Genomic DNA, 26,005 nt, shown 5'->3' on the forward strand with positions numbered 1-26,005 from the left:
GATTACTTCTTGTCTTCCTCGTCTTCGACGACCTCGGCGTCGACGACGTCCTCATCGGATGCCGTCGCGCCGGCGTCGCCGGTCGGAGCGTCGGTCGGGGCGCCCTGCGCCTGGTCGGCCTGACCCTGCGCGTAGATGGCCTCGCCGAGCTTGCCCTGCGATGCGTTGAGCTTGTCGAACGCGGTCTTCACCGCTTCGTCGTCGTCGCCCGCGAGTGCGGTCTTCAGCGCGTCGACGTCGCCCTGGACCTCGGACTTGACGTCCTCGGGGAGCTTGTCGGCGTTGTCGGCGATCAGCTTCTCGATCGAGTACGAGAGGGTCTCGGCCTGGTTGCGGACCTCGGCGGCCTCGCGGCGCTTCTTGTCCTCGGCCGCGTGCTCCTCGGCCTCGCGCACCATGCGCTCGATGTCGTCCTTGGGCAGCGACGAGCCGCCGGTGATCGTCATCGACTGCTCCTTGCCGGTGCCCTTGTCCTTCGCCGAGACGTGCACGATGCCGTTCGCGTCGATGTCGAAGGTGACCTCGACCTGCGGGATGCCGCGGGGCGCCGGTGCGATGCCGGTGAGCTCGAACGTGCCGAGCGGCTTGTTGTCGCGCGTGAAGTCGCGCTCACCCTGGAAGACCTGGATCGCGACCGACGGCTGGTTGTCGTCGGCGGTCGTGAAGGTCTCGCTGCGCTTGGTCGGGATGGCGGTGTTGCGCTCGATGAGCTTCGTCATGATGCCGCCCTTGGTCTCGATGCCGAGGCTCAGGGGGGTGACGTCGATGAGGAGGACATCCTTGCGCTCGCCCTTGAGGACACCGGCCTGCAGGGCGGCGCCGACGGCGACGACCTCGTCCGGGTTCACGCCCTTGTTGGGCTCCTTGCCGGCTTCCTTCTTCACGAGCTCCGAGACGGCGGGCATGCGGGTGGAACCACCCACGAGCACGACGTGGTCGATGTCGCCGACCTTGATGCCGGCCTCACGGATGACGTCCTCGAAGGGCTTCTTCGTGCGGTCGAGCAGGTCCTTGGTGAGGTCCTCGAACTTGGCACGCGAGAGCGTCTCCGACAGCGAGACGGGGCCCGAGTCGGTCAGCGAGAGGTACGGCAGGTTGATCGACGTCGACTGCGAGCTCGAGAGCTCCTTCTTCGCCTGCTCCGCAGCCTCCTTGAGGCGCTGCAGGGCGATCTTGTCACCGGAGACGTCGACACCGGTCGTGTCCTTGAACTGCTTGATCAGGTACTCGACGATGCGCTGGTCCCAGTCGTCACCGCCGAGGCGGTTGTCACCGGCGGTAGCGCGCACCTGGATGGTCGAGAAGTCGTCGTCCTTGCCCACTTCGAGGAGCGAGACGTCGAAGGTTCCGCCACCGAGGTCGAAGACGAGGATGAGCTCGTCCTCCTTGCCCTTGTCGAGGCCGTAGGCCAGGGCGGCTGCGGTGGGCTCGTTGATGATGCGCAGGACGTTCAGGCCCGCGATCTCACCGGCCTCCTTGGTCGCCTGACGCTCGGCGTCGTTGAAGTACGCGGGGACCGTGATGACGGCGTCGGTCACGGTGTCGCCCAGGTACTGCTCGGCGTCGCGCTTGAGCTTCTGGAGGATGCGGGCCGAGATCTCCTGCGGCGTGTACGCCTTGCCGTCGATCGCCTGGGTCTTCCAGTCGGTGCCCATGTGACGCTTGACCGAGGTCAGCGTGCGGTCGACGTTGGTGACGGCCTGGCGCTTCGCGGTCTCACCGACGAGCACCTCGCCGTCCTTGGTGAACGCGACGACCGAGGGGGTCGTACGGAGCCCTTCGGCGTTGGCGATGACCTTGGGCTCGCCGCCCTCGAGGACGGCCACGACGGAGTTCGTCGTGCCCAGGTCGATACCCACTGCACGTGCCATGAGTTGTCTCCTTACTTGCGGTTCTATGGGATCGGAAGTCTGCGGCGGCCCAACCTGAGCCGCGATGACTCAACTGTACTCCCGGCCCGAAATGGTGTCAAGCGAACTTGAGTCAAGGCGTATCAAGTTCCGTATCGCGCCGCGCTGCACAATTTCGTGCGCCTGAGCCAAACCTGAGAAAGACTGAGGCACGATCATCGGTTCCTCCCAGGGGCGCGCTATATGTTGAGTCCACCCATGACAAGAAGCGTGATCCCGAACTCGCCTCTCGTCGACCTCGGACCCGCAATGGGCGGTCGTCGAGCGTTGCGTCGCGCCCGGAGACGACCATGACCCGCACCGCTGTCGTGATCGAGGATGACGACGACCTTCGCAGCCTGCTCACCCAGACCCTCGAGCAGCACGGCTTCGCCGTTCACGCTTTCGCAGACGGGCATGCCGGCGTCAACGCGGTGCGCGCCGTGCGTCCAGACCTGACCACCGTCGACGTCAAGCTCGACGGCATCGACGGGTTCGAGGCGGTCCGCCGCATCCGCGCCTTCTACGACGGATACGTGCTGATCATCAGTGCCGTCGACGACGAGACGGCGACCGTCGAGGGATTCCGCAGCGGCGCCGACGACTACGTCATCAAGCCCTGGCGCCCGTACGAGCTCCGGGCCCGCATCGACGCCCTCATGCGGCGCCCGCGGACGCTCCAGGCGAACGAGGCGGCACCGGGCGCATGGCTCGAAGCCGGCGGCCTGCGACTGAGCCCCGGCTCGCGCCGCGTCGAGCTCGACGGACGCTCCCTCGATCTGACGCGTTCCGAGTTCGACGTCCTGCAGGCCCTGATGCAGCGTCCCGGTGACGTCGTCGAGAAAGCGTGGATCGCGCTCATGCTCCGACGGCAGAGCGGCGCGCACGGCGAGCACGTCAGCCCCCACGACCTTCACGCGGTCGAGGTCCACCTGATGAACCTGCGCCGCAAGCTCGGCGACGACGGCCGGACCGGCCGCTGGATCGAGACGGTGCGCGGCATCGGCTATCGGTTCGCGCGTCGCGACTGAAAAGGGTGTCGGCCCCCTTCCCGACGGATACGCTGGCCCCGTCGCGATGACGCGACGTGCCGCCGCCGGCCGGCGGCACCGAGTGTTCACGGAGAGGTTCTAGCGTGCCCGGCATGTCACCCGAGACCGATCCGCCCCGTGGGCCCAGCTCCCAAACGTCATCCGCGCGCGGCGTGCCCGCGCCGCCGACCGCAGCCGACACGCAGGCGCTCGGACGCATCGCCGCCATGCAGGGTCGCGATGTCGACGAGCAGCCGGTCCCCCGCAAGGCCGTCGTCTCGTGGGCGCTGTGGGACTGGGCGACGCAGCCGTTCAACTCCGTCATCCTCACGTTCGTGTTCGCGTCGCTCTTCCTCGTGTCGGACTCGTTCCTTCCCGCCGACATCGCGGCACTGCCCGACACCGACCCGGTCAAGGAGGCGGCACTCGCCGAGTTGGCGAGCGGCTACGGCGTCGCCTCGACGGCCGCCGGCATCCTGATCCTGCTCCTCGCCCCGGTGCTCGGCCAGACCGCCGACCGGTCGGGGCGCAAGAAGCGCTGGCTCGGGGTCTTCACCGTCGTCCTCGCGCTGCTGCAGTTCGCCCTGTTCTTCACCTTCGCCGACCCGGCCTTCTTCTGGTACGGCGCGATCGTCCTCTCCCTCGGCGCCGTCGTCTCCGAGATCGCGGGCGTCAACTACAACGCCATGCTCGTGGAGGTCTCGACGCCCCGCACGATCGGCCGAGTCAGCGGCCTGGGCTGGGGGCTCGGTTACATCGGCGGCATCATCGCCCTCGCATTGGTGGTCGCCCTCACCTTCGCCGATTGGTTCGGGATGGACACCAGCAACGGTCTCGCCTATCGGCTCATCGCCGTGGGCTGCGGCGTGTGGACGATCGTCTTCGCCATCCCCCTGCTGCTGAACGTGCCCGAGCGCACCGCGCCGCGCGACACCGAGAAGGTCGGTTTCTTCGCCGCGTACGCTCACCTCGTCACGGACATCGTCCGCCTCTACCGGACCGAGCGCCCGACATTCTGGTTCCTGCTCGCGAGCGCGGTCTACCGCGACGGGCTCGCGGGCGTCTTCGCCTTCGGTGGCGTCCTCGCCGCACGCGCCTTCGGGTTCTCCGCGACCGAGGTCATGGTCTTCGGCATCGCCGCGAACCTCGTCGCCGGCGCCTCGACCATCGTCGCGGGACGATTCGACGATCGCTTCGGCGCGCGCTCCGTGATCGTGGCCACCCTGTCGGGCCTCATCGCCGTCGCGGTGCTGCTGTTCGTCCTGCGAGATGCCGGCTCGATCGTCTTCTGGATCGCCGGGCTCATCCTCTCGGGCTGCGTGGGGCCGGCCCAGGCCGCGAGCCGCTCGCTGCTTGCCCGGGTGACGCCGCCGGGGATGCAGGGCGAGATCTTCGGCCTCTACGCCACGACGGGACGCGTCGCGAGCTTCCTGTCGCCCGCCATGTGGTCGTTGTTCATCGCCTGGTTCGGCAGCATCATCTGGGGCGTGCTGGGCATCGCCGTCGTGTTGCTCTTCGGGCTCGTGCTGCTGCTCTTCGTTCGACTGCCGAAGCAGGCCGGCATCCGCTGACCGGGCTCAGGCGGGGCGGCGCATGGGGACGTGCGGGATGTCGTCCTCGGAGAACTCGGGTCCGTTGACCTCGAACCCGAAGCGCCCGTACCACCCGGCGAGGTGCTTCTGCGCGTCGAGGTCGATCGCGGTGCCGGGCCACCGCTCGACGGCGCGCTCGACCGCCGCGCGCATGAGCTGGGCAGACAGACCGCGGCCTCGCGCGTCGGCCGCGGTCGCCACTCGGCCGATGCGGGCGTTTCCCGAGACGTCGCGAAGCAGCCGGAGCGTCGCGAGCACGCGTCCGCCGTCTTCGATCCAGAAGAGTTCGGTGTCGTGCTCGAGGTCGCGGCCGTCGAGCTCGGGGTAGGCCGCGGCCTGCTCGACGACGAAGACGCTCACGCGCAGCCAGAGGAGGCGGTAGAGCGTCTCGGCGGGGACATCGGTCAGACGGGCGGAAGACACCGGAGGCATCCGCCCAGCGTACGACGAAGGCGCCGGACGGTCGTGCCCGGCGCCTTCGCGACGATTCGCTGCAGCGGTGTCAGCCGCGCCTGCCGCCGATCCACGGGAAACGCACTCCCCGTTCGTTCGGCTCTTCGACCTCGAGCCCGTAGTGGTCGCCGATCCGCTCGATGAACTGAGCCCGCTCCGCGCGGGCGTACGCACGACGTTCGCGCTGGAAGGCCAGAACCGTCGACCAGCACATCAGCAGCATCACGATCGAGAACGGCAGGGCGATGAGGATCGCCGCCGTCTGCAGCGCCTGCAGGCCTCCGGCCAGCAGGAGCGCGCTCGCGAGGGCGGCGGTGATGACGACGAAGAAGGTGCGCACCCAGCGCGGCGGCTCGGGATTTCCGCCCGTCGCGATCATGCCCATGACGAGCGCACCCGAGTCAGCCGAGGTGATGAAGAAGACGGCGATCAGGACGATGGCACCGATGGTCAGCACACCACCGGCGGGCAGCCCCTCGAGCAGCTGGAACAGGGCGCCCTGCAGGTTCACCGACCCGTCGGCGGCGAGCATCGACCCGGGCTGCTCGAGTTCGCGATACAGCGCCGAGCCGCCGAGGACGGCGAACCACAGGATGCCGATCAGCGTGGGGACGAGCAGCACGCCCGCCACGAACTGGCGCACCGTGCGCCCCTTGCTGACGCGCGCGATGAAGATGCCGACGAAGGGCGCCCACGAGATCCACCAGCCCCAGTAGAACGACGTCCACTGCGCCTGCCAGGCCTCGCCGGCCGCCCCCTGAAGCGCGCTGACGGTGAAGGAGAGACCGATGAAGTCCTGGATGTATGCGCCGATCGACTGCACCCACTCGCGCAGCAGGAACTGCGTGGGTCCGACGAAGAGCAGGAACAGCAGCAGCAAGCCGGCGACGATGAGGTTGAAGTTGGAGAGCCACTTCATCCCCTTCGTCACTCCCGACAGTACGGAGAAGAGGACGAAGACGGAGACGATCGCGATGAGCCCGATGAGCATCGCGTCGTTCAAGGGCGGGAGGCCGATGAACTCGAGCCCGGATCCCATCTGCATGACACCGAGCCCGAGCGAGGTCGCGACGCCGAACAGGGTGCCGACGAGGGCGACCGCGTCGATGACGTTGCCCGCAGCACCGCGAACCCGATTCCCCAGCAGCGGCTCGAGCGCCCAGCGGATCGAGATCGGGCGGCGGCGGCGATGAATCGCGTAGGCGAGGGCGAGGCCGACGACGACGTACATCGCCCAGGCGTGCACACCCCAGTGCAGGTAGGTCTGGGTCAGAGCGCTCTGCGCCAGCTGCTGCTCGGTGCCGGTGACACCGGGACGCGGGTCCACGAAGTGGCTGAGCGGCTCGCTCACGCCGTAGAAGACGAGGCCGATGCCCATGCCCGCGGCGAAGAGCAGCGAGAACCACGATCCCGTCGAGAACTCGGGCTCGTCGTCGTCGCGTCCGAGCTTGATGTCGCCGAAGCGGCTGAAGCCGACGAAGATCGCGAAGCCGACGAAGAAGGCGGCGATGAGGACGTAGTACCAGTTGAACGAGTCGACGATCGACGTCTGGATGGCGCCGAAGAACGACTCGGCTGTGGTGGGGAAGATGATCGCGAAGGCGCTGAACCCGACGATGACGACCGCGGCCGGCCAGAACACCCAGCGGGCGATCGTGCCCGGGGTGGACACCGCGGCTATGCGTTCTGCGGGAGAGGGCTGATTCTCGGTGCTCACCGATACAGGGTGTCAGGATACCGACGCGACGCAAAGCGGGGAAGGGCAGTTGCCTGCCGCGATGACACCGGGTATGGCTCAGCCGCGCGGCCAGGCGTCGGCGAGTTTGGTGAGCAGCCGAGCCAGCTCGGCCCGCTCGTCATCGGTGAATCCGCCCAGCGCGCTGCCGAGGGCCGCCCGACGCTCGCCCAGCACGCTCTGTGCGAAGCTGCGCCCCTCGCCGGTCAGCGCGATGCGCGTGCGGCGGGCGTCGTCGGGGTCGGCCTCCCGACGCACCAGGTCGAGCTCGACCGCCTGCTGCACCAGCCGCGAGGCGCGTGGCTGATCGACGCCGATCGCCTCACCGATCTCGCTGACGCTGAGCGGATGGGATGCCGCGGCGAGCGCCTCGAGCATGCGGAGGCGGGCGAGCCCCGCCATCCTGCCGCGTCCCTCGGCAAACGGACCGCCGTGAGGTCCGTGGCCGCCGCGTCCGCCGTGAACGCCGTGAACGCCGAACGGTTCGTGCGCCTGCGGTCCGCGCTCGACGCCCGGCGCGGGCCGCCGCAGTCCGCGCAGGCGCCCCAGGGCGTCCGCGATGGCATCGATCCGCGGGTCGTCGTCGGCCGTCATGCTTCGAGAATACATGCGACTTGACATGCACCCGCGGTACATGTCATAGTGCATACACATGACAGATGACATGCATCAGAGGCCGGATAGGCCGGCCCACGAAGGGAACACCATGAACAACCACGACAACACCCCCGAGACGCCCGACACCCGCCCGCGGTCGCTGCCCTTCTGGATGCGCGCGGCCGGAACCGCCCTCGCCGGCGAGATGAATCGGACGCTCGCCGCCGAGGGACTCGACCGCCGAGACTGGGCCGTGCTCGACGTCCTCGCGGGCGAGCGCGACATCCCCGGCCTCGCCGAGCGCGTGCAACGCGGCGGCAAGCGCGTCCACTCCCTCGCGGCTCGCGGCTGGGCCGTCGAGCGCGACGGCGCCTGGACCATCACCGAGGACGGACGTCGCGAGCGCGACCGCATCCACGGTCTCGTGAGCGGTGTCCGCGATCGCGTGCGCGGCGCCGTGACGGACGCGGACTACGCGACGACCCTCGCCTCGCTCGAGGCGATCGCCCGTGAGCTCGGCTGGGACGAGAGCTCACCGCGCCGATTCGGCCCTCGCGGCCGGCACGGTTTCGGGCGCGGCTTCGGTCACGGTCACGGCTGCGGCCCTCGCTTCGGCGAGCACCCGCACCACGGCGACCACCCGCACCGCGGTGAGCACCCGCGCCGCGGTGAGCGAGCCTTCGAGCGCGGCTTCACCGCGGGCTTCGCGGCCGGGCGCAACGCCGCCTGACCCGCGACATCCCGAACGGCGGCCCCGAGGTTCTCCACCTCGGGGCCGCTGTGCATCCCGGAACGGGCGTCAGGCGCCGCGCGATCCGGCGTCGATGGTGCCGACGTCGGTGCGGTGGAAGTTCTGGAAGGAGCGGGATGCCGTCGGCCCGCGCTGTCCCTGGTAGCGGTTGCCGTAGGGGCCCGACCCGTAGGAGTTCTCGCTCGGCGAGCTGAGCTGGAAGAAGCAGAGCTGCCCGATCTTCATGCCCGGCCACAGCTTGATGGGCAGAGTGGCCACATTGGCGAGCTCGAGCGTCACGTGACCCGAGAACCCCGGGTCGATGAATCCTGCCGTCGAATGAGTGATCAGGCCGAGGCGTCCGAGCGACGACTTGCCCTCCAGACGCGCGGCGACGTCGTCGCCCAGGCGCACCTGCTCGAAGGTCGACCCGAGCGCGAACTCCCCGGGATGCAGGATGAACGGCTGATCCGGCTCGACCTCGATCAGACGGGTCAGTTCGGGTTGGTCCTGGGCGGGATCGATGAAGGGGTACTTGTGGTTGTCGAACAGCCGGAAGTACCGGTCGAGGCGCACGTCGACGCTCGACGGCTGCACCATCGAGGCATCCCAGGGATCGAGGCCGATGCGGCCCTGGTCGATTCCGGCACGGATGTCGCGATCACTCAGCAGCACGGACACAGCCTAGAGCGCGACGCCGCCGCTGCCGGCATCCGCGACAGCGTCATCCGGCCCGACGCCCCGCGGGCGGTGCCGTGGTCTGCCGGGCGACCAGCTTCGTCGGAAGCCGCAGGTGCGTGGCCGGCGGCGTCTCGCCGCGCATGAGGGCCAGCAGCATCTGGACCGCGGCCGCCCCCAACCGCCCCATCGGCTGACGCACCGTCGTGAGGGGAACCGGGAGCCGCGTCGCCTCGGGGATGTCGTCGAACCCGACGATCGACAGATCGCGCGGCACCTCGAGCCCGAGCTCGGCGGCGACCTGCAGGATCGCGATGGCCGACACGTCGTTCGCCGCGAACACCGCGGTGGGGCGATTGTCAGCGGAGAGCATCTCGATCGCGACCTCGCGCACCGTCGCCTCGCGATACCGGCCGGCACCGACGTAGGTCGCATCGAACGGGATGCCGGCGTCGGCGAGCGCTCGGCGGTATCCGGCGTCGCGCGCGATCGACGATCGCAGATCGGCGCGCCCCGCGATGTAGCCGATGCGCGTGTGGCCCATGCCGATGAGATAGGCCGTCGCCTCACGGGCGCCGCCGTAGCTGTCGCTCTCGACGATCGGCACGTCGGCCGGACCCGTGTGCGGGTCGATCGCGACGAGCGGCACGTCGGCGCTCGCCCTGACGACGGTCGGGGTGACCATGATGGCGCCATCGATGAGCGTTCCACTCAGCCGCGAGAGCGATCGGCGCTCCCACCCCTCTTCGTCACCGCGCGAGCCCGAGTACGCGAGCAGGTCGTAGCTGGTATCACGCAGCGCCTCCCCCACGCCCTTCAGGATCTCGGCGCTGAACGGCTCGAAATCGGCGACGAGCACACCGATGACACCCGTCGAGCGCGAACGCATGCTGCTGGCGATGAGACTCGACTCGTAGCCGAGCTCGGCGACTGCCGCCATGACGGCATCCACGGTCGCCGTCGCGACGCCATAACGCCCGTTGACGGCCTTCGACACGGTCGACACGGAGACGCCGGCACGCTCCGCGACGTCGTGGATGGTGGGTCGTCGTCGGTCCATGACCGCATGCTAGCCCGAAATGGAAACCGTTTTCGAAAACGTTTGACACCTCTTTGTTGCCCGCGCAAACTTTCGATGTCCGACAGCACCAGCGAATGTCCGACGACTCCGAGCATCGCCGCTCGGCGGTTCGAGCAGCCCAGCCCGGGCCCGAAGCGGCGCGCTCGGCAGATGTCCACTCAACGAAGAGAGAAGGAATCACATGGCACGCACCATCACGGCTCGCCGCAAGGCTGCCGTCACGGCTGCCGTCCTGGCGGTGGGGGCGCTCGCGCTCACCTCCTGCAGCGGCAACGGCGACGGAGGCAGCGCCGACGGCACCGTCGAGATGACCCTGTGGCAGAACTCCACGACCGGCCCCGGCCAGGAGTTCTGGAAGGACGCGATCGCCGCGTTCGAGGCCGAGAACGAGAACGTGAAGATCTCGATGCAGTCCGTGCAGAACGAAGACATGGACGGCAAGCTCCAGACGGCGCTCAACGCGGGCGACCCGCCGGACATCTTCCTGCAGCGCGGTGGCGGCAAGATGGCCGCCATGGTGCAGGCCGGGCAGCTGATGGACCTCACCGACCTCATCGGCGACACCGCCAAGGAAGAGATCTCCGAGGGCTCGTTCAAGGCCGAGACCTATCAGGACAAGGTGTGGGCGATGCCGCTCGCAGTGCTCCCCAGCGGGTTCTGGTACAGCTCCGACCTGTTCACCCAGGCCGGCATCACCGAGGCCCCCGCGACGGTCGAGGATCTCGAGGGCGTCGTCGACCAACTCAAGGCCGCCGGCATCGCGCCCATCGCGCTCGGCGCGAAGGACGCCTGGCCCGCCGCGCACTGGTTCTACAACTTCGCCCTGCGCGAGTGCAGCCCGGAGACCATCGAGAAGACCGGCGACTCGAAGGATTTCAGCGATGAGTGCTGGCTGAAGTCCGCCGAGGACCTCGCCGACTTCGCCGAGCTGCAGCCGTTCAACGAGGGCTACCTCACGACCTCGGCGCAGCAGGGCGCGGGCAGCAGCGCAGGTCTCATCGCAAACCACCAGGCCGGCATGGAGCTCATGGGCGCGTGGAACCCGGGCGTCATCGCCTCGCTCACGCCGGACGAGCAGCCTCTCCCCGACCTGGCGTGGTTCCCCTTCCCCGAGTTGTCGGGTGGCGAGGGTGAGCCCGGCTCGATCATGGGCGGCGTCGACGGATACTCCTGCTCGGCGAAGGCCCCGAAGGAGTGCGCCGACTTCCTGAACTTCCTCGCCAGCGCCGAGCAGCAGGAGGCCTACTACAAGGCCTTCAACGCACCGCCGGTGAACTCGGTCGCGCAGGAGGCGGTCGAGGAGGAGTACCTCCAGGAGGTTCTCGCCGCATACAACAAGGCGCCCTTCGTCTCGCAGTGGCTCGACACCGTCCTCGGACAGAACGTCGGCAACGCGCTGAACGTCGCCGTCGTCGATCTGCTGGCGGGCAAGAGCACGCCCGAGCAGATGATCCAGTCGGTCTCCGACGCAGCGAAGAAGGGCTGATCCGCATCATGTCGCTCAGCGAGACAGCCGTGGCGGACTCCGCCGGCGGCGTGGATCTCGCGGCCCGGGGCGAGGGCGTCACCACGACGCCCTCGCCCTCCCGGCGCCGCCGAGGCCTGGGCTGGTCGGGTCGCCTCGAGATCGCGGTGCTCGTCGGCCCCGCCCTGGTGATGTTCGTCGGGTTCGTCATCTTCCCCGTCGTGATGGCGGCCTATTACGGCTTCTTCCGGTGGCAGGGCTACGGGCCGCCCACCGAGTTCGTCGGCCTGCAGAACTACATCACGATCCTCACCGATCCGACGTTCGTCGAGGCCCTCAGCCACAACGCGATCATCGTCGTGGCATCCCTCGTCCTCCAGGGACCGGTCGCGGTTCTGCTGGCTCTGCTGCTCAACCGCCGCATGCGGGGACAGTCGGTCATCCGCGTGCTGATCTTCGTGCCCTACGTCATCGCCGAGGTCGTCGTCGGCACGGGCTTCGGGCTCATGCTGCAGACGCAGGGCGCCCTCAACGGGGCCCTCGAGCAGCTCGGGCTGGGCGCGCTCACGCGCGACTGGATCGCCGATCCCTCGATCGCGATCTGGACGCTCATGGCCATCCTGACCTGGAAGTACGTCGGCTTCGCCGTCATCCTCTTCCTCGCGGGCCTCCAGGGAATCCCTGACGAGCTCTACGAGGCCGCCGCCCTCGACGGCGCGGGCTACTGGCAAATGCACTGGCGGATCACCCTGCCGCTACTCGCCCCCACCCTGCGCATCTGGGCGTTCCTGTCGATCATCGGCGCACTGCAGCTGTTCGACCTCGTCTACATCATCTGGGGCCAGTACGTCGCATCGACAGCGGGCACCTCGACGATGGCCACCTACATGGTCGTCAACGGCCGCAACGCCGGCAGCTACGGCTTCGGAAACGCCGTCGCCGTCGTGATCTTCCTCATCTCCCTCGTCGTCGCGATCGTCTACCAGCGCTACGTGCTGCGCCGCGACACCGCGGGGGCCATCACCGAAGGGAAGCAGGAGCGATGACCGCCCTCACCTCCCCCGCAACTCGTGCGATCGTCGCGCCGGCACCCACCGGTCGTCGCGGCCGCCGCAAGGAGCGCCTGCCCTGGGGCAGCCCCGTCGTGTATTTCGTCGCCCTCGTGGTGATCGCGCTGATGCTCGCACCGGTGCTGTACATCATCATCGGAGGCTTCCGCAGCAACGCCCAGATCACCGTGGACCCGGCCGGCTGGCCGTCGCCGTGGAACATCGAGAACTACCTGGCGGTGCTCACCGGCTCGCAGTTCTGGCAGCAGGTGCTCAACTCGACCATCGCCGCCGGCGCGACGACGATCGGTGCGGTGCTGCTCGGCCTCATGGCGAGCTACATCCTCGCCCGGTACCGGTTCCGCGGCCGCGGGGTGCTGTACGCCGTCTTCGCCTCGGGCCTGATGTTCCCCATCACCGTCGCGATCACGCCGCTGTACATCGTCATCCGCGACCTCGGCCTGATGAACTCGCTCGCGGGCATCATCCTGCCGCAGATCGCCTTCGCGCTGCCGATGACGATCATCATCCTGGTGCCGTTCCTGCGGGCGATCCCCGACGAGATCCAGGAGGCCGCGTTCATCGACGGATGCGGGCGCCTGTCGTTCTTCTGGCGGATGGTGCTGCCCCTGTCGGTGCCCGGCGTCATCACGGTCGGCATCCTCGCCTTCATCGGCAGCTGGAACAGCTACCTGCTTCCCCTGTTCATCCTCAACAACGAGGCGACCTTCACCCTGCCGCTCGGCGTGCAGGCGTTCTCGTCGCAGTACTCGGTCGACACGGCGAAGGTGCTCGCCTTCACATCCCTGTCGATGCTTCCCGCCCTGGCGTTCTTCAGCCTGTTCGAGCGCCGCATCGTCGGCGGTCTGACCGGCGCCGTCAAGGGCTGATCCCCCGTAGAGAAAGCACGAACTGTGACCCTCACCGATATCTCCGTCTCGACGCGCGTCTCCGACCTGATCGCGCGCATGACCCTCGACGAGAAGCTCGCCCAGCTGGTCGGCTTCTGGGTCGATCAGGGCGACGAGGTCGTCGCGCCGATGGCCGGCGAGATGGCGTCGTCGACCGCGTACGCCGATGCGACCGTCCACGGCCTGGGGCAGCTGACCCGCGTCTACGGCACGCGGCCCGTCGACCCGATCGAGCGGGCGGCATGGCTGTGGGAGGAGCAGCGCCGACTCATTCGCGAGACGCGCCTGGGCATCCCCGCCCTCGTGCACGAGGAGTGCCTGACCGGCCTGGCGGCGTGGCAGGCGGCGACCTTCCCCACTCCCCTCGCGTGGGGCGCGGCGTTCGACCCGGAGCTCGTCGAGGAGATGGGAGCGCTGATCGGCGAGTCGATGCGCGAGCTCGGCATCCACCAGGGGCTCGCGCCGGTGCTCGACGTCATCCGCGACCCCCGCTGGGGACGCGTCGACGAGTGCATCGCCGAGGACCCGTACGTCGTGGGCGTCATCGGCACCGCGTATGTGCGGGGCCTGCAGAACACGGGCGTCCACGCGACGCTGAAGCACTTCGTCGGGTACTCGGGCTCGCAGGCGGGCCGCAACCACGCGCCGGTCCACGCGGGACCGCGCGAGATCGCCGACGTGTTCCTGCCGCCGTTCGAGATGGCAGTCCGCGACGGCGGCGTGCGGTCGGTGATGAACTCGTACGCCGAGATCGACGGGATGCCGGTCGCGGCGACGCCCGCCTACCTCACCGACCTCCTGCGCGAGACGTGGGGCTTCGACGGCACCGTCGTGTCGGACTACTTCGCCGTCGCCTTCCTCCACACGATGCACGCCGTCGCCCGCGACCGCGGCGAGGCCGCGCAGCTCGCCCTCGAGGCCGGCATCGACGTAGAGCTGCCCACGGGCGACGCCTACGTCGGGCCGCTCGCCGAGCGCGTCCGCGCGGGCCAGGTCGACGAGGCGCTCATCGACCGCGCCGTTCGTCGGGTGCTGATCCAGAAGGAGGAGCTCGGGCTCCTCGACGAGACCTTCGAGGAGCCGCCGACGAGCATCGACCTCGACTCGCCCGCGCACCGCGCGGTCGCCCGGCGCCTGGCCGAGGAATCGGTCGTGCTGCTGACCAACGACGGCGTGCTGCCGCTCGCATCGCCCCGCCGCGTCGCCGTGATCGGACCGAACGGCGACAGCTCGGAAGCCCTCATGGGCTGCTACTCGTTCGCCAACCACGTGCTCGCCCACCACCCGGGCGTGCCGATGGGATTCGAGATCCCGACGCTCGCGGCATCCGTCATCGACGCCATGCCGGACGCCGAGGTCACCGTCGTGCGCGGCTGCGAGGCCGAGGGCGACGAGCGGTCGGGCTTCGCCGAGGCGGAGGATGCCGCACGCGCGGCCGACGTCGCGATCGTCGCCGTCGGCGACCGGGCCGGACTGTTCGGCCGGGGCACCGTCGGCGAGGGGAACGACGCCGACTCGCTCGAGCTGCCGGGCGTGCAGCGCGAGCTCGTCGAGCGTCTCGTTGCGACGGGGACGCCGGTCGTGCTCGTCGTCCTGTCGGGGCGGCCGTACGCGATCGACTGGGCGCTCTCGGGCGAGGGGGCCGTCGCGGCAGCGCTGCAGACGTTCTTCCCGGGCGAAGAGGGCGGACCGGCGATCGCGGCGGTTCTGTGCGGCGAGGTCTCGCCGTCGGGCCACCTGCCCGTCTCGCTCCCCCGGTCGTCGGGCTCGCAGCCCTACAGCTACCTGCATCCGATTCTCGGCGGTCCGAACGAGATCACGAGTGCCGACAGCACCCCCGCGCTGCCTTTCGGGCACGGGCTCAGCTACACGTCGTTCGAGCGCTCCGGCCTGTCGGTGACCGCGTCGGTGGCGACGGGCGGCTCCTTCACGGCGAGCGTGCGGGTGCGGAACACCGGCGAGCGCGCCGGCACCGATCTCGTGCAGCTCTACGCCCGCGACGTGCACGCGAGCGCCACCCGCCCCGTCGCGCAGCTGCTCGGCTTCGCCCGCGTGCAGCTGGATGCCGGAGCCGAGGCGACCGTCTCGTTCGACGTGCCGACCGCGCGGCTGGCCTTCACCGGGCGCGAGGGGGTGCGCATCGTCGAGCCCGGCGACATCGAGCTGTGGGTTGGACCCTCGTGCGCGGAGCACGAGACCGAGGCGGCGACCGAGATCGTCGGCGACGTGCACCGCATCACGGCATCCGACCGGCGGATCGTAGAGGTCTCGATCGAGCGGTGATCGGGGGTCGTGCGCGGAGGGCGCGAGCGATAGTGTGCGGGCCATGTACAACGACTACGCAGGGCCCGCGGCGGCCTTCGGCATCGGCTTCGTCGTCCTCGGTATCGCGATCTACCTCGGGACGATCGCACTCGTCCTCTGGGTGAGCTACCTGCTGATGCGCACGGCGGTGAAGAACGGGATGCTGCTCGCGATGCGCGAGAGCGGCGGGCAGTTCCCGGGTGGGGGTGTCGGTGGTTATGGTGCCGGTCCGCGTCCGGCGGCGCCGCCGTACCCGCAGGCTCCGCCCGCGCCGGGCGGGCACGGGCCGGCTGCGCCGGGCGGGCCGGGCACCCACGGTGGGCCTGCTGCTCCTGGTGCACCAGGTGGTCCGGCTTCGGGCGGTCCGGGCCCCGTGGGGTAAGCTGACCGAGCACCTCCGGGTGCGTGGGGCTGTAGTTCAATGGCAGAACATCTGCTTCCCAAGCAGATAGCGCGGGTTCGATTCCCGTCAGCCCCTCCACAGCCCCGACGGGCGGCCACCGGCCGCGCGGCGGGGCTTTCCCGATGTTGCCGTCGGAACCACCCCGCCCCGCCCGCGCCGCGATGCAAGGGTTCTGGCCCGACACCCCGCTCAGCGGCATCCGGCCCGGGGTGTCGTGTCGGATCCCTTGCATCCCGGTCCACGCCGCCCGAGGCTCCGCAGAAGAGGCGCACCCGTCATCCGGGTGCGCCTCTGAGCTGATGCCGCGATTACTTCTGGATGAAGGCCAGCAGGTCGGGGTTGATGACGTCCGCGTGAGTGGTCAGCATGCCGTGCGGGTAGCCGGCGTAGATCTTCAGCTCGGAGTTCTGCAGCAGCTCGTGCTGCAGCAACGCGGCGGCCTTGTAGGGGACGACCTGGTCGTCGTCGCCCTGCATGACGAGGACGGGAACCGTGATGGCCTTGAGGTCCTCGGTCTGGTCGGTCTCAGAGAACGCCTTGATGCCCTCGTAGTGGGCGAGGGCGCTGCCCGTCATGCCCTGACGCCACCAGTTGGCGACGACCGGCTCGGACACCTCGACACCGTCACGGTTGAAGCCGTAGAACGGCCCCGAGGCGACCGCCTGGAAGAACTCGGCGCGGTTGGCGGCGAGAGCGGAGCGGAAGCCGTCGAAGACCTCGATGGGCGTTCCCTCGGGGTTGCTGTCGGACTTGAGCATGATCGGCGGAACCGACGAGACCAGGACGGCCTTCGCGACGCGCCCCTGCGGCTGACCGTACCGAGCGACGTAGCGGGCGACCTGGCCACCGCCGGTGGAGTGGCCGATGTGGATCGCGTTCTTCAGGTCGAGGTGCTCGACGACCGCGTTCACGTCGCTGGCGTAGTGGTCCATGTCGTGGCCGGTGCTGATCTGCGAGGAGCGACCGTGGCCGCGCCGGTCGCTGGCGACGACACGAAAGCCCTTGGCGAGGAAATACAGCATCTGCGCGTCCCAGTCGTCGGACGACAGCGGCCATCCGTGGTGGAACACGATGGGCTGGGCGTCCTCGTCACCCCAGTCCTTGAAGTAGATCTCGGCGCCGTCTTCAGTGGTGATGTATCCCATAATGAGTCCTTTGTCATGTCGTCGAACGAGTGGGCCCGACCGACGGGTGAATGGTGCGCGCCTCGACGATGTGGCGACGGGATTCACGGTAACTTTCGGGTCTGCGCGACGCCTCCGACAATTGCCGACTCCCGTTGCTACGTCTATCCAAGCCGGGTACGTCGCCGCGAAGAGGGGATACGGATCCCCCGGAGAGGTGATGTGAGCACACCCTCGTTCTCCTTACGGTGAAGTCTCTCCCCCGGCTCGGCACGAGTCGGGAGGACGGTTCGTGACAGTCAGGGAGCTCGGTGAGCGATAACAAGAGTGTTCTCGGGAGCTTTCTGCGTGCGCGGCGCTCGCGCGTCCGCCCGACGGACGTCGGCCTCCGTCCGACTGACGGCAGACGAGTCTCCGGGCTGAAGCGCGACGAAGTCGCGATGCTCGCAGGCATCAGCATCGAGTACTACACCAGGCTCGAGCAGGGACGGGGAGCCGACCCCTCCACCACGGTGGTCCGCGCTCTCGCGCGCGCTCTGAATCTGGACGACGTGAGCGTCGAGTACGTCAACCGTCTCACCGGAAGAGTCGACGAGCAGCGACGCATGATCCCGCCCGAGAAGAGCTACATCATGCGCGAACTGCTCGACACGTGGGCGCACATTCCGGCGTACATCACCAATGGCAACCTCGACATCGTCGCGGTCAACGAACTCATGCGTTCCCTGAGCTCCGGCACCATCCGCCCCGGCGCCAACGCCCTCATCGCGCACTTCGCGGCCGGGAACAAGCGCCAGATCGTGAACTGGGAGGAACTGGCGGCACGCGGTGTCGCGACCCTGCGGTTCCTCGGAGATCGAACGTCCACGCGGTATAACGAGATCATCCGTGAGTTGTCGACGGATCAGGACTTCGTGAGGCTGTGGGAGCTGCACGAAGTCGCTCGCCCGTCGGACTTCGATTCTCACCTGCGGTTGGACGGGATCGGCGAGATCCAGATGCGGGTACATAATTTCGAGGTCCCCTCCCTGCCGTTCCACACGTTGACGACCCAGTCCCCGAAACCCGGGTTCACCGCTCTCGCCGACACCCCCGTCAGCCGCGAAACGAGCTTCGCCTGAGCCCTCGAACGAAAGGCCGCCCATGCCGAGCATCCGCATCAAGCGCGCATATGACGCAGCTGCCGCAGACGACGGTTACCGGATCCTCGTGGACCGCCTCTGGCCACGGGGCGTGTCGAAAGAACGCGCTGCTGTCGACGAGTGGTTGAAGGACATCGCGCCCTCGCCCGATCTGCGCACCTGGTGGGACCATGACTCCGCGCGAATGACGGAATTCACCCATCGGTACGAGGCGGAATTGGAAGCGAATCCCACGGCCGTTCAGCACCTGCTCGAGGTCGCCCACGCGCAGGGCACGGTCACCTTGATCTACGCGGCGCACGACCCGGCGGTGAATCATGCCGTGGTCCTCCAGCGTTTCGTCCAAGAGCGGCTCGCCCGCACCGGGTCATAGCGGCAACTGCTCGCCGAGCCTCACCCCGTAACGCGCGATGCTCGTCGCCACCGGGAGCCGCTGCTCGTCGTACGAGGCGAGGGCTGCGTCCACGGTCGACGAACGCAGGAGGCGGGCGAGAGCGAGCGCGTCGCCCGCCGCTTTCGCGGCCCCCATCGCGGTGTGCGGACGGACCACCGCTGCCGCATCCCCGAGGAGCAGTGCGCGCGTCCGGGTGAGCCGAGGGGCGACGTAGTCGAGCACACCCTGGAGGAATGGCCGAGGCTCCATCGCGATCACGTCGGCGAACGGGGGCGGGAGGCGATGCTGGGCCGCCTCGATCAGGTGCGTCCTGACGTCCTCCGGCGTCTGCCCGGGCGCGAGGGACGTCGACAGGGGGAGGCGTCCCGCGGCGGTCATCAGCGCCGACAGGTCGCCGGAGCTCATCGACCGGTACCAGACCCAGTTGTATCGCCGACGCCCCGGCTGGGTCTGTCCGTCCGCCCCGGGGACGAGATAGCCGAGCGCGTGCTCCCCCGGTCCCGTGAAGAAGGTCATCCGACGAAACAGGGTGTCGGCGGATGCCCCGGGGACGAGGTCTTCGGGGATGAGGCCGCGCCAGATGGCGTAACCGGCGTAGCTGGGTTCGCCGCCGTCGGGTGCGACGAAGCGGCGCACGTGCGAGTGGGCTCCATCCGCTCCCACGAGGAGCGAAGCCTCCTCTCGTTCCTCGCCCGCAGTGAAGGAGAGGACGCCGGCTCGCGCGTCGACATCGGTGACCGGACTGTTCACGACATATCGAGAGTCGGGGATCGCATCGCGGAGACCGTCGTATAGGCGGTCCCACGACAACTGCGTCTGCTCGGCCCGCTCTCGGTAGCGAACGGCACCTCGCAGGTCGAGCGCGATCCGCTCGACGGATGTCACCCCGGGGACAGCGCCCGCCGGGACTCCGGCGACATCGAGTGCGGCGAAGACCTCGTCCTGGGCGACCAAGCCGGCGCCGCGCGCTCGGAGACCGTGCACCGACTTCTCGTACACCGTGACGTCGTGTCCCAGCCGGTGCAGCATGGCCGCCGCGAACAGCCCGCCGATGGAACCGCCGGCCACCGCGATGCGGTGCGCGGACGACGCGAAGCCGCTCATGCGGTCAGCGGCACGGCGTTGGCAGCGTCGACGATAAAACGTGCGATGTCGCCGGGGTGCGTGTGCAGGACGAGGTGCGGGCCCGGCAGCTCGAGCACCATGCGGGCCGAGGCTCGCTCGAGACCGAAACGGACGGCGTCCGGGTTCACGATCTGATCCGCCGTGGCGACGATTCCCCAGGTCGGGCGGGTATGCCACGCTGCGTGCGTGGCTCGGTCGCTGAGCACCGCGGCGTCCAGCGGGCGCTGGGTGACGGCGATGACGGCCGCCTCGTCGGAGGGAATCCCCAGGGCGGCGAGGAAGGGGAACTCGTCGATGGCGACGGATACCTCCTGCCGGGTCGCGCCGTCGGCGGTGGCGTATCGCCGGTAGTCGAAGTAGTCGGCGGCGTCGGATGCGGGGAAGCGCTGACTCAGGTCGTCTGCACTCTCGTCCACGTCGAGCACGAATCCCGCCACGAAGACGAGCCCGCGAACGTTCTGCGCCGTTCCTGCACCGGAGGCCACGGTGGCTCCATAGGAGTGGCCGACCAGGAGCACCGGTCCGTCGATGTTCTCGACGAACGATCGCACATACGCGACATCCTCCGCGAGACTTCGATTGGAGATGGCGGGAACGCGCACCTCGATACCCGCACCCATCACGCGCATCGCCACCGGTGACCAGCTCGCTCCATCAGAGAACGCGCCGTGCACCATCACAACGGTCGGCGTCTCGCGCATATCCCACTCCCTCGTTCCCGGAGATGACCCGGCCACGTCTCACGGTAGGAGCAGTGTCCGCGCCCTCCCTCCGAAGGTTGTCGCTACCTGACTGGACGGATGTCGGAAACCGCGTTCGCATCGAGGAACACTCGGACGACCTCGTTGAACGCCTCCGGATTCTCCAGGAACGGGAAATGCGAGCTGGCGACATCGCGCGGGAAGATGTGCACGAGCGCTCCGGGGATGCGCGAGGCGACGTAGCGTTGCGACTCGGCCGACACATGGCTGCCGTCGCACCCCAGCACGAGGGTGGGCTTGGCGATGGTCGGCAGGAGTTCCCGCCAGTCCTGCGCGCCGTGGTCGAACAGCAATGGCGCGGCGACACGGCGCGGTGTCTGAGCGACCTCCGATGACACGAACGACCAGAGGCCGTCGTCGACGGGCCCGGTGAACATGCTCCGCACGAAGGCGCGCACCGTGGCGTCTCCGCCAGTATCGTCGGCGATGGCGTTCGCGAGGGTACCGAGCCCATCCGCGGGCAGGATGCAGCCTGCGGACTGCTGCTCGATCGCACTCATCCACAGCTGCGCGGCGACCGCGGCGGGCTGGTCCACCAGCACGAGGCTTCGCACTCTCCTGTCGCCGAAGAGTTCGAGATACGACCAGATGACCGAGACCCCCATCGACCAGCCGAGGAGATGGACATCCCGGATGTCGAGATCTTCCAGGATGTCGCGGACGTCGGCTGCGAGACGAGCGATGCGGTGGCCCCGCCCAGGCTTCTCCGACCTGCCGTGTCCACGCATGTCGTACGTGATGACACGGCGTTCTCCGAGTCCGTCACGCTGGTGCCGGAACATCTCCTGCGATTGCGACCACCCATGGAGCATCAGGACCGGGGCGCCGTTCCCGCCCGTGTCGTACACCTCGAGGGTTACGCCGTCGCTGGTCTGGACCTGCCGGCTTTGCGCCCTCATTGGATGTGTCCCGCGTTCTCCCAGTACGAGGCGAGTTTCAAACCGAGGTGCAGTGCACTGCGCTTCATCCCGTCATCCATCGCGTCTTTGACCACCTGTGGCATGTTTTCCAATCGGTAGTACAGCGTCGTGCGGTGAATGTGCAGTTCTTCGCATACGACTTTGATCTGGTGGGCATGGTCGAGGAGGGTCTCGATGGTCTGGCGGCGCAGCGGGTCCGCATCGTGGATCAGGGCGTATGCGGCGGGTGAGTACCACTGCAGTCGGTTCGGATCCGAGACGACGTCGGCGATGAGCAACCACGGGCCGACGTCTTCGGCGCGCAGGCTCGTGCCCAGATCCGGCAAGAGCTCCGCGACCGCTGCCGTCGCGACAGCTCGCTCGGCGACCGGTCGCACGTCGATGTCGGTTCCGGTGAGATAGGCGGACCCGATTGCGCGCAGCGGCACACCCGCGCGCGCCGCCGTGGCCGCGATGAGGTCATCCGTTCGCGTGTTCTCATGTGAACGCTCCAGGAACAGCAAGGCAGCTCCGATCTCGCCCATGAACATGAACGTCGCTGTGGCCAGGCTCTCCACAGCCCGACCGAGCGAAGCGCGCTGGACCACGGAGGTGTCGTGCCCGACGGCCACGGCGCGAACGACGGTCGCCGAGCTGCGAGACACGCCGTAGGCGCGGACAGCAGTGCTCAGCGCATCCCGTCTGACGATCGGATCCGGGGCGAGGAGTCCTCGGAGGACCATGTCGCGCGTCGATCGGCCCGGTATCTCGTCCTGCGCGGCGGCGAGATACTCGCGTGCGATCTCCACCGCGGCGTCGACTGCACGAAACTGCGATGACGTCAGCGGGGGGAGCCCGCCCGTGATCAGCCACAGGACCCCGAGCAGTGCGTCACGGGAGCGGATCGGCACCGCCAGGCGTTCCCGTGCGCCGAATCGATCGAGGTTCACGGTCTGCGGTCGTTTGGCGGAGGACAGGTGGATGCTCTCCAGATACGCGCGCTCACGCGGAGGTGTCGCGCGTCCCAACAGTCCACGGGCGCGGAGCTCATCGATCTCCTCGCCCTGTGCGCTGGAAACGATGGGGCGGTACTGGGCGTCGTTGATGACGACGGAACGGCCGAGGTCTTCCGCGAGGTCATCCACGAGTGTCTGCAGGTTCATCCCCGTCCGCTCCCTTCTCGGCCGCACCCGCGCCCTCGGCTTGAGCGTAAGAACGGCCCTCCCGGGCGAGGAGGCCCAACTTGTACTACTCAGGCGGCGGCGACCTCCGCGGCATACGTCGCCGCGGAATAATGAGGGGATGCACGACCGGCACTCCGGCTTCGCCGTTGCGTCAGACCGCGCCTTCCTGGCCGGGTCTTCCACCGCTGCCAGCACCCCCCTGCGCGGGCGCGGCGACATCATCTCGTCCCTCACCGCGTCCATCGAGCGGTCTCTCTCGGGCGAGCCCACGCCCGCGCTCATCCGCGGGCGCGCGGGCATGGGAAAGACCCGCCTGCTCGCGGAGGTTCTCGCCGTCGCCGAGCAACGAGGCTGGCCCACCCTCACCATCACCCCGGACGTCGACTCCGGAGCAGTCCCCTTGGGGGCACTGACCGAGGCGATGCTGCGCGGCACACCGCGCCTGGTGACGGAGGAGGAGCTGCGGCCGGCCCTGGGCGCGGGAGAACCGCAGTACTGGATCGCGCGCCTCCTGACCGACCGATTGGAGTCGACGGCTACGACGGCGGGCGGTGCGATCGTCGTCGTCGACGACCTGCAGTGGTTGGACGCCGCGTCCGTCGGGATCCTGTTACGGTCAGCGGCCGCCCTGGCGGATCAGCCTGTCGCCTGGGTGCTTGCCAGCCGCTCCGGACAGTTCCGGGCGGCCCATGCTCGAGTCGCCGAGTATGTCGAGCGCACCGGCACGGTCCTCGATCTCGAGCCTGTCGCGGCGGATGCTGCGCTCGAGATCGCGGCAGACCTCACCGGCGCCACCCTCGGACCCAAGCTCGAGGCGGCCCTCGAGCAGACCTCGCACATCCCGCTGCTCATCGTCGAACTCGTGCGCGGGCTGCAGGAAGAAGCGCTCCTGGCGGCCCGTGGTGGCGTCGTCGACGCCATCGGCTATGCCGTTCCCGCCAGATTCGGGGCGGCATCGCGACAGCGGGTGGCGCACCTCTCCGACGACGCACTGACCTTCGCCCAGGTCGCGAGCTTGTTCGGCAGGCGGTTCCGCCTCTCCGACGTCTTGACCGCGACCGGCGGCACCGCGGTGGCCTCGATGACCGCGGTGCGCGAACTCCTCGGTGCCGATTTCCTGATCGAGGACGGGGCAACCCTCGCCTTCGTCCACGACACGATCCGGGAAGCGGTGGAAGCGTCGATCCCGGCATCCGTCCGTAAGGCGATGCTGCGCGAAGTCGCACAGCTGCGCCTCGCCTCCGGCGAACCAGCCTCCGCCGTCGCCGCGGCACTCGTGGAGGCTGCCGAACCCGGCGATCAGCAATCGTTCGCACTGATCCGCGACGCCGCGCAGCAGTTGGCTGCGTCCGACACATCGCAGGCCGCGGACCTCGCCGCAGCGGCACTGCGCCTCGCGAACAACGTTCCGGCTCTGGCGGAGGCCAGTACCGAGCTCCTTCCGTACCTCTGGGCCGACGGGCGCGACACCGAGGCGGACAACGCGACCCAGGCACTCGCGCCCTATCTCTCACCGGAGTCGCGGGCACGTGTCCTCCTCGGTGCCGCCCGTCGCCAGACCGAATCCTCCTTCGATCGCGCCATCGCCACCTGTGATCAGGCGCTCGCGCTCGCAGGCATCGAACGCGCGACGCGAGCGGACCTGCTCGCCGTACGCGCCCTGAACTGTGCGAACAAGGCGGACTTCGTCGAGCTGACCCGCACCCTGGCGCTCGCACGCGAGGTCGCCGACCCCGATGCGGACCACGAGGCGCTCGCCACCGTGGACGCGACAGAGTCGGTGTACGCGTTCAACAGCAACCGGTTCGACGACGCGGTCGCCCTCATGGAATCCGCGTCGAGACGCGCCGCTCTCGCGGGGCTGGATCCGGCGCGATGGGTGCCGGAAGGATTGTGGGACGCATTCCTCCACAACTCGAAGGGCGACGTCACGCGAGCTCTCGAGCTGGTGGACGAGGGGCTGAGCTCGGCGATCGCATCCCGGGCCGCTGTCGCCGAGGCGTATTGGATGATGGTCCGCGCCCGCGTTCTGCATGACCTCGGCCGGCTGGATGACGCGAGGCTGCAAGCGGAGTCGGTGCTCGCTCTTGCTGATGAACTCGGACTCGGCGATTTCGCGAATGCGACCGCCGGCATCGTATTGTTCCGAATCGCTCTTCGCACCGGTGACACCGCTCTCCGAAAGCAGACCGAACCGCTCGTCGAGACTCTCGCGTCCGGCGGCGGTGTCGTCCGAGCGGGTCAGTGGATGCTCGTGCTGCGAGCGCTCAACGACGGAAAAGTGGATGACGCTGTGGCGCACAGCGTCCTCGCACGGGAATCACTCCACGACCCGATCCCCACGATGACGACACCCTCGGACTTCGCCGACGACCTTCTGCTCATGGAGGTCGCGATCCGCTCCGAGGATGACGAACTCGCTCGTGAGGTCATCACGCGAGCCCGCATCCGATACGACGCCAATCCTGAGAATGCCTACTGCCGGGCCATTCTGCGGACCGCGGAGGGCTGCCACGGACGTGATGCGGACACGCTGACTGAGGCCGCGATGATCCTCCGGCAGTCGGATCGCCCGCTCATCCTCGCTCTCGTCCTCGAGTTCCTGGGCGTTGTGGCGCCCGACGCGGAACGCTCGGTCCCGGCGCTCGACGAGGCACTCGCCATCTATGAGACCGCGGGCGCGCATCGCGATGTCAACCGTGTGCTGCAGTCTCTCCGACACCTCGGAGTTCGCCGTCGCGCGCACGCGCACGGCGATCCGCAGATGCTCTCACCGCGTGAGCAGCAAGTGCTCGAGCGCGTCGCCGCCGGCGCGACGACGCAGCAGATCGCGGACGCACTGTTCATGTCGCCCCACACCGTCGTGTCCCACATTCGCCACATCTACGCGAAGTCGGGACTCAATTCGCGAAAGGACCTGCGCGAGTGGCACGGAAAGCGCGCGGCGCGCGCCCCGTCACAGCTCACGCGTGAATCTGGTTCCATGCGCTGATCTGGGCGCCCGCGACGCGGAAGCTCGCGAACCCCATCACCTCGACCGTCGACGTGCCGGGGAGCCTCAGCCGCAGCCGCTGCTCGGTCAGCACCGTGTCGCCGCAGACCGCCAGGGACTCGAGGTGCGTGGTCCACTGGTCGAACTCCTCGTGCAGCTCGGCGATCATCCGTGTCACGGCGGGTCGCCCCCACACGCGCTTGTTCGCAGACGGACGATAGACGACATTTTCAGCGAGGAACGGATGCAGTTCGGCATGCGCGCGGTCGTTGAGGAGCGCGATGAAGTCGCGCACGACGAGTTCGCGTTCGAGTTGGTGGATCCCGGTGAGTGCCTCGCGGCCGATGGCGTCCATGGTGTCTCCGTCCAGGTCAGGTGGCACTCACGGTATGGCGGGTCGCGACCAGCGCTGTGCGACGTCCGTCCAGTCCGCGAAGGACACTTCGTGCAGATCGGCGACCCCGAT

At 68.7% G+C, this 26,005-nt stretch carries 23 protein-coding genes and 1 tRNA gene; 12 read left to right on the forward strand and 12 right to left on the reverse strand.

Annotated features, from left to right (window positions below; genetic code table 11):
- Positions 1 to 2 precede the first annotated feature (2 nt).
- Positions 3 to 1,871 carry a molecular chaperone DnaK gene (gene dnaK, locus ACLBWJ_RS07415; protein ID WP_274178224.1) on the reverse strand — a complete coding sequence of 623 codons (1,869 nt, stop codon included), beginning with the start codon at positions 1,869 to 1,871 and terminating at the stop codon, positions 3 to 5.
- A 329-nt stretch (positions 1,872 to 2,200) separates the two neighbouring features.
- Between dnaK and ACLBWJ_RS07420 the strand changes: the two genes are divergently transcribed.
- Positions 2,201 to 2,920, forward strand: coding sequence for a response regulator transcription factor (locus ACLBWJ_RS07420; protein WP_114589032.1), 720 nt, complete (start codon positions 2,201 to 2,203; stop codon positions 2,918 to 2,920).
- A gap of 113 nt (positions 2,921 to 3,033) precedes the next feature.
- Positions 3,034 to 4,491, forward strand: a complete 1,458-nt coding sequence (locus tag ACLBWJ_RS07425) for an MFS transporter (RefSeq protein ID WP_447660002.1) — start codon at positions 3,034 to 3,036, stop codon at positions 4,489 to 4,491.
- A 6-nt stretch (positions 4,492 to 4,497) separates the two neighbouring features.
- On the opposite strand, the gene ACLBWJ_RS07430 is transcribed toward ACLBWJ_RS07425, so the two are convergent.
- The 3 genes from ACLBWJ_RS07430 to ACLBWJ_RS07440 form a co-directional block, all read right to left on the reverse strand.
- Complete coding sequence (locus ACLBWJ_RS07430; protein WP_447660003.1) at positions 4,498 to 4,944, reverse strand: GNAT family N-acetyltransferase; 447 nt, start codon at positions 4,942 to 4,944, stop codon at positions 4,498 to 4,500.
- 70 nt (positions 4,945 to 5,014) lie between these two features.
- Positions 5,015 to 6,682, reverse strand: a complete 1,668-nt coding sequence (locus tag ACLBWJ_RS07435; protein ID WP_407667122.1) for a BCCT family transporter — start codon at positions 6,680 to 6,682, stop codon at positions 5,015 to 5,017.
- Between the two features lie 78 nt (positions 6,683 to 6,760).
- A complete protein-coding gene (locus ACLBWJ_RS07440; RefSeq protein ID WP_447660004.1) occupies positions 6,761 to 7,294 on the reverse strand; it encodes a MarR family winged helix-turn-helix transcriptional regulator in 534 nt (177 codons plus the stop codon).
- Between the two features lie 112 nt (positions 7,295 to 7,406).
- On the opposite strand from ACLBWJ_RS07440, the gene ACLBWJ_RS07445 reads away from it, so the two are divergent.
- Positions 7,407 to 8,027: a hypothetical protein gene (locus ACLBWJ_RS07445; RefSeq protein WP_447660005.1), complete on the forward strand. Its 621-nt coding sequence runs from the start codon at positions 7,407 to 7,409 to the stop codon at positions 8,025 to 8,027.
- A 69-nt stretch (positions 8,028 to 8,096) separates the two neighbouring features.
- On the opposite strand, the gene dcd is transcribed toward ACLBWJ_RS07445, so the two are convergent.
- On the reverse strand, positions 8,097 to 8,702 hold the full coding sequence (gene dcd / locus ACLBWJ_RS07450; protein WP_023952839.1) for a dCTP deaminase: 606 nt from the start codon (positions 8,700 to 8,702) through the stop codon (positions 8,097 to 8,099).
- Positions 8,703 to 8,751: 49 nt separating this feature from the next.
- Complete coding sequence (locus ACLBWJ_RS07455; RefSeq protein ID WP_112616065.1) at positions 8,752 to 9,765, reverse strand: LacI family DNA-binding transcriptional regulator; 1,014 nt, start codon at positions 9,763 to 9,765, stop codon at positions 8,752 to 8,754.
- Positions 9,766 to 9,967: 202 nt separating this feature from the next.
- On the opposite strand from ACLBWJ_RS07455, the gene ACLBWJ_RS07460 reads away from it, so the two are divergent.
- From ACLBWJ_RS07460 to ACLBWJ_RS07485, 6 genes are all read left to right on the forward strand, one after another.
- Entirely contained in the window at positions 9,968 to 11,272 is a 1,305-nt protein-coding gene (locus ACLBWJ_RS07460) for an ABC transporter substrate-binding protein (protein WP_112616063.1), read from the forward strand.
- Positions 11,273 to 11,280: 8 nt separating this feature from the next.
- Entirely contained in the window at positions 11,281 to 12,297 is a 1,017-nt protein-coding gene (locus ACLBWJ_RS07465) for a carbohydrate ABC transporter permease (protein ID WP_112616061.1), read from the forward strand.
- Complete coding sequence (locus tag ACLBWJ_RS07470; protein ID WP_094261028.1) at positions 12,294 to 13,190, forward strand: carbohydrate ABC transporter permease; 897 nt, start codon at positions 12,294 to 12,296, stop codon at positions 13,188 to 13,190. Before ACLBWJ_RS07465 ends, ACLBWJ_RS07470 begins: the two co-directional genes overlap by 4 nt.
- Positions 13,191 to 13,268: 78 nt before the next feature.
- Positions 13,269 to 15,494, forward strand: a complete 2,226-nt coding sequence (locus ACLBWJ_RS07475; RefSeq protein ID WP_447660090.1) for a beta-xylosidase/alpha-l-arabinosidase — start codon at positions 13,269 to 13,271, stop codon at positions 15,492 to 15,494.
- Positions 15,495 to 15,537: 43 nt separating this feature from the next.
- Complete coding sequence (locus ACLBWJ_RS07480; RefSeq protein WP_282501942.1) at positions 15,538 to 15,897, forward strand: hypothetical protein; 360 nt, start codon at positions 15,538 to 15,540, stop codon at positions 15,895 to 15,897.
- A gap of 25 nt (positions 15,898 to 15,922) precedes the next feature.
- Positions 15,923 to 15,996, forward strand: a tRNA-Gly gene (locus ACLBWJ_RS07485).
- Positions 15,997 to 16,226: 230 nt separating this feature from the next.
- Here the strand turns inward: ACLBWJ_RS07485 and ACLBWJ_RS07490 are convergent.
- The gene (locus ACLBWJ_RS07490) at positions 16,227 to 17,063 is read right to left on the reverse strand and encodes an alpha/beta fold hydrolase (RefSeq protein WP_282501941.1); all 837 of its coding nucleotides are present in this window, start codon (positions 17,061 to 17,063) and stop codon (positions 16,227 to 16,229) included.
- A 290-nt stretch (positions 17,064 to 17,353) separates the two neighbouring features.
- Between ACLBWJ_RS07490 and ACLBWJ_RS07495 the strand changes: the two genes are divergently transcribed.
- Positions 17,354 to 18,163 carry a helix-turn-helix transcriptional regulator gene (locus ACLBWJ_RS07495; protein ID WP_354451463.1) on the forward strand — a complete coding sequence of 270 codons (810 nt, stop codon included), beginning with the start codon at positions 17,354 to 17,356 and terminating at the stop codon, positions 18,161 to 18,163.
- A 22-nt stretch (positions 18,164 to 18,185) separates the two neighbouring features.
- Positions 18,186 to 18,557: a DUF488 domain-containing protein gene (locus ACLBWJ_RS07500; RefSeq protein ID WP_282501939.1), complete on the forward strand. Its 372-nt coding sequence runs from the start codon at positions 18,186 to 18,188 to the stop codon at positions 18,555 to 18,557.
- Here ACLBWJ_RS07500 and ACLBWJ_RS07505 read toward each other — a convergent pair.
- The 4 genes from ACLBWJ_RS07505 to ACLBWJ_RS07520 form a co-directional block, all read right to left on the reverse strand.
- Positions 18,552 to 19,682, reverse strand: a complete 1,131-nt coding sequence (locus tag ACLBWJ_RS07505) for an FAD binding domain-containing protein (RefSeq protein ID WP_282501938.1) — start codon at positions 19,680 to 19,682, stop codon at positions 18,552 to 18,554. The genes ACLBWJ_RS07500 and ACLBWJ_RS07505 overlap by 6 nt on opposite strands.
- Positions 19,679 to 20,404: an alpha/beta fold hydrolase gene (locus ACLBWJ_RS07510; RefSeq protein WP_269267018.1), complete on the reverse strand. Its 726-nt coding sequence runs from the start codon at positions 20,402 to 20,404 to the stop codon at positions 19,679 to 19,681. The genes ACLBWJ_RS07505 and ACLBWJ_RS07510 overlap by 4 nt, the downstream gene beginning before the upstream one ends.
- Positions 20,405 to 20,487: 83 nt before the next feature.
- Complete coding sequence (locus ACLBWJ_RS07515; protein WP_282501937.1) at positions 20,488 to 21,363, reverse strand: alpha/beta fold hydrolase; 876 nt, start codon at positions 21,361 to 21,363, stop codon at positions 20,488 to 20,490.
- Complete coding sequence (locus ACLBWJ_RS07520) at positions 21,360 to 22,526, reverse strand: helix-turn-helix domain-containing protein (RefSeq protein ID WP_354451468.1); 1,167 nt, start codon at positions 22,524 to 22,526, stop codon at positions 21,360 to 21,362. The genes ACLBWJ_RS07515 and ACLBWJ_RS07520 overlap by 4 nt, the downstream gene beginning before the upstream one ends.
- 139 nt (positions 22,527 to 22,665) lie before the next feature.
- On the opposite strand from ACLBWJ_RS07520, the gene ACLBWJ_RS07525 reads away from it, so the two are divergent.
- Complete coding sequence (locus ACLBWJ_RS07525; RefSeq protein ID WP_354451470.1) at positions 22,666 to 25,539, forward strand: helix-turn-helix transcriptional regulator; 2,874 nt, start codon at positions 22,666 to 22,668, stop codon at positions 25,537 to 25,539.
- Here the strand turns inward: ACLBWJ_RS07525 and ACLBWJ_RS07530 are convergent.
- Entirely contained in the window at positions 25,511 to 25,894 is a 384-nt protein-coding gene (locus ACLBWJ_RS07530; RefSeq protein ID WP_269267014.1) for a nuclear transport factor 2 family protein, read from the reverse strand. The two genes, ACLBWJ_RS07525 and ACLBWJ_RS07530, sit on opposite strands and share 29 nt — an antisense overlap.
- Positions 25,895 to 26,005 lie beyond the last annotated feature (111 nt).

The sequence above is a fragment of the Microbacterium sp. M4A5_1d genome (genome assembly GCF_053345465.1).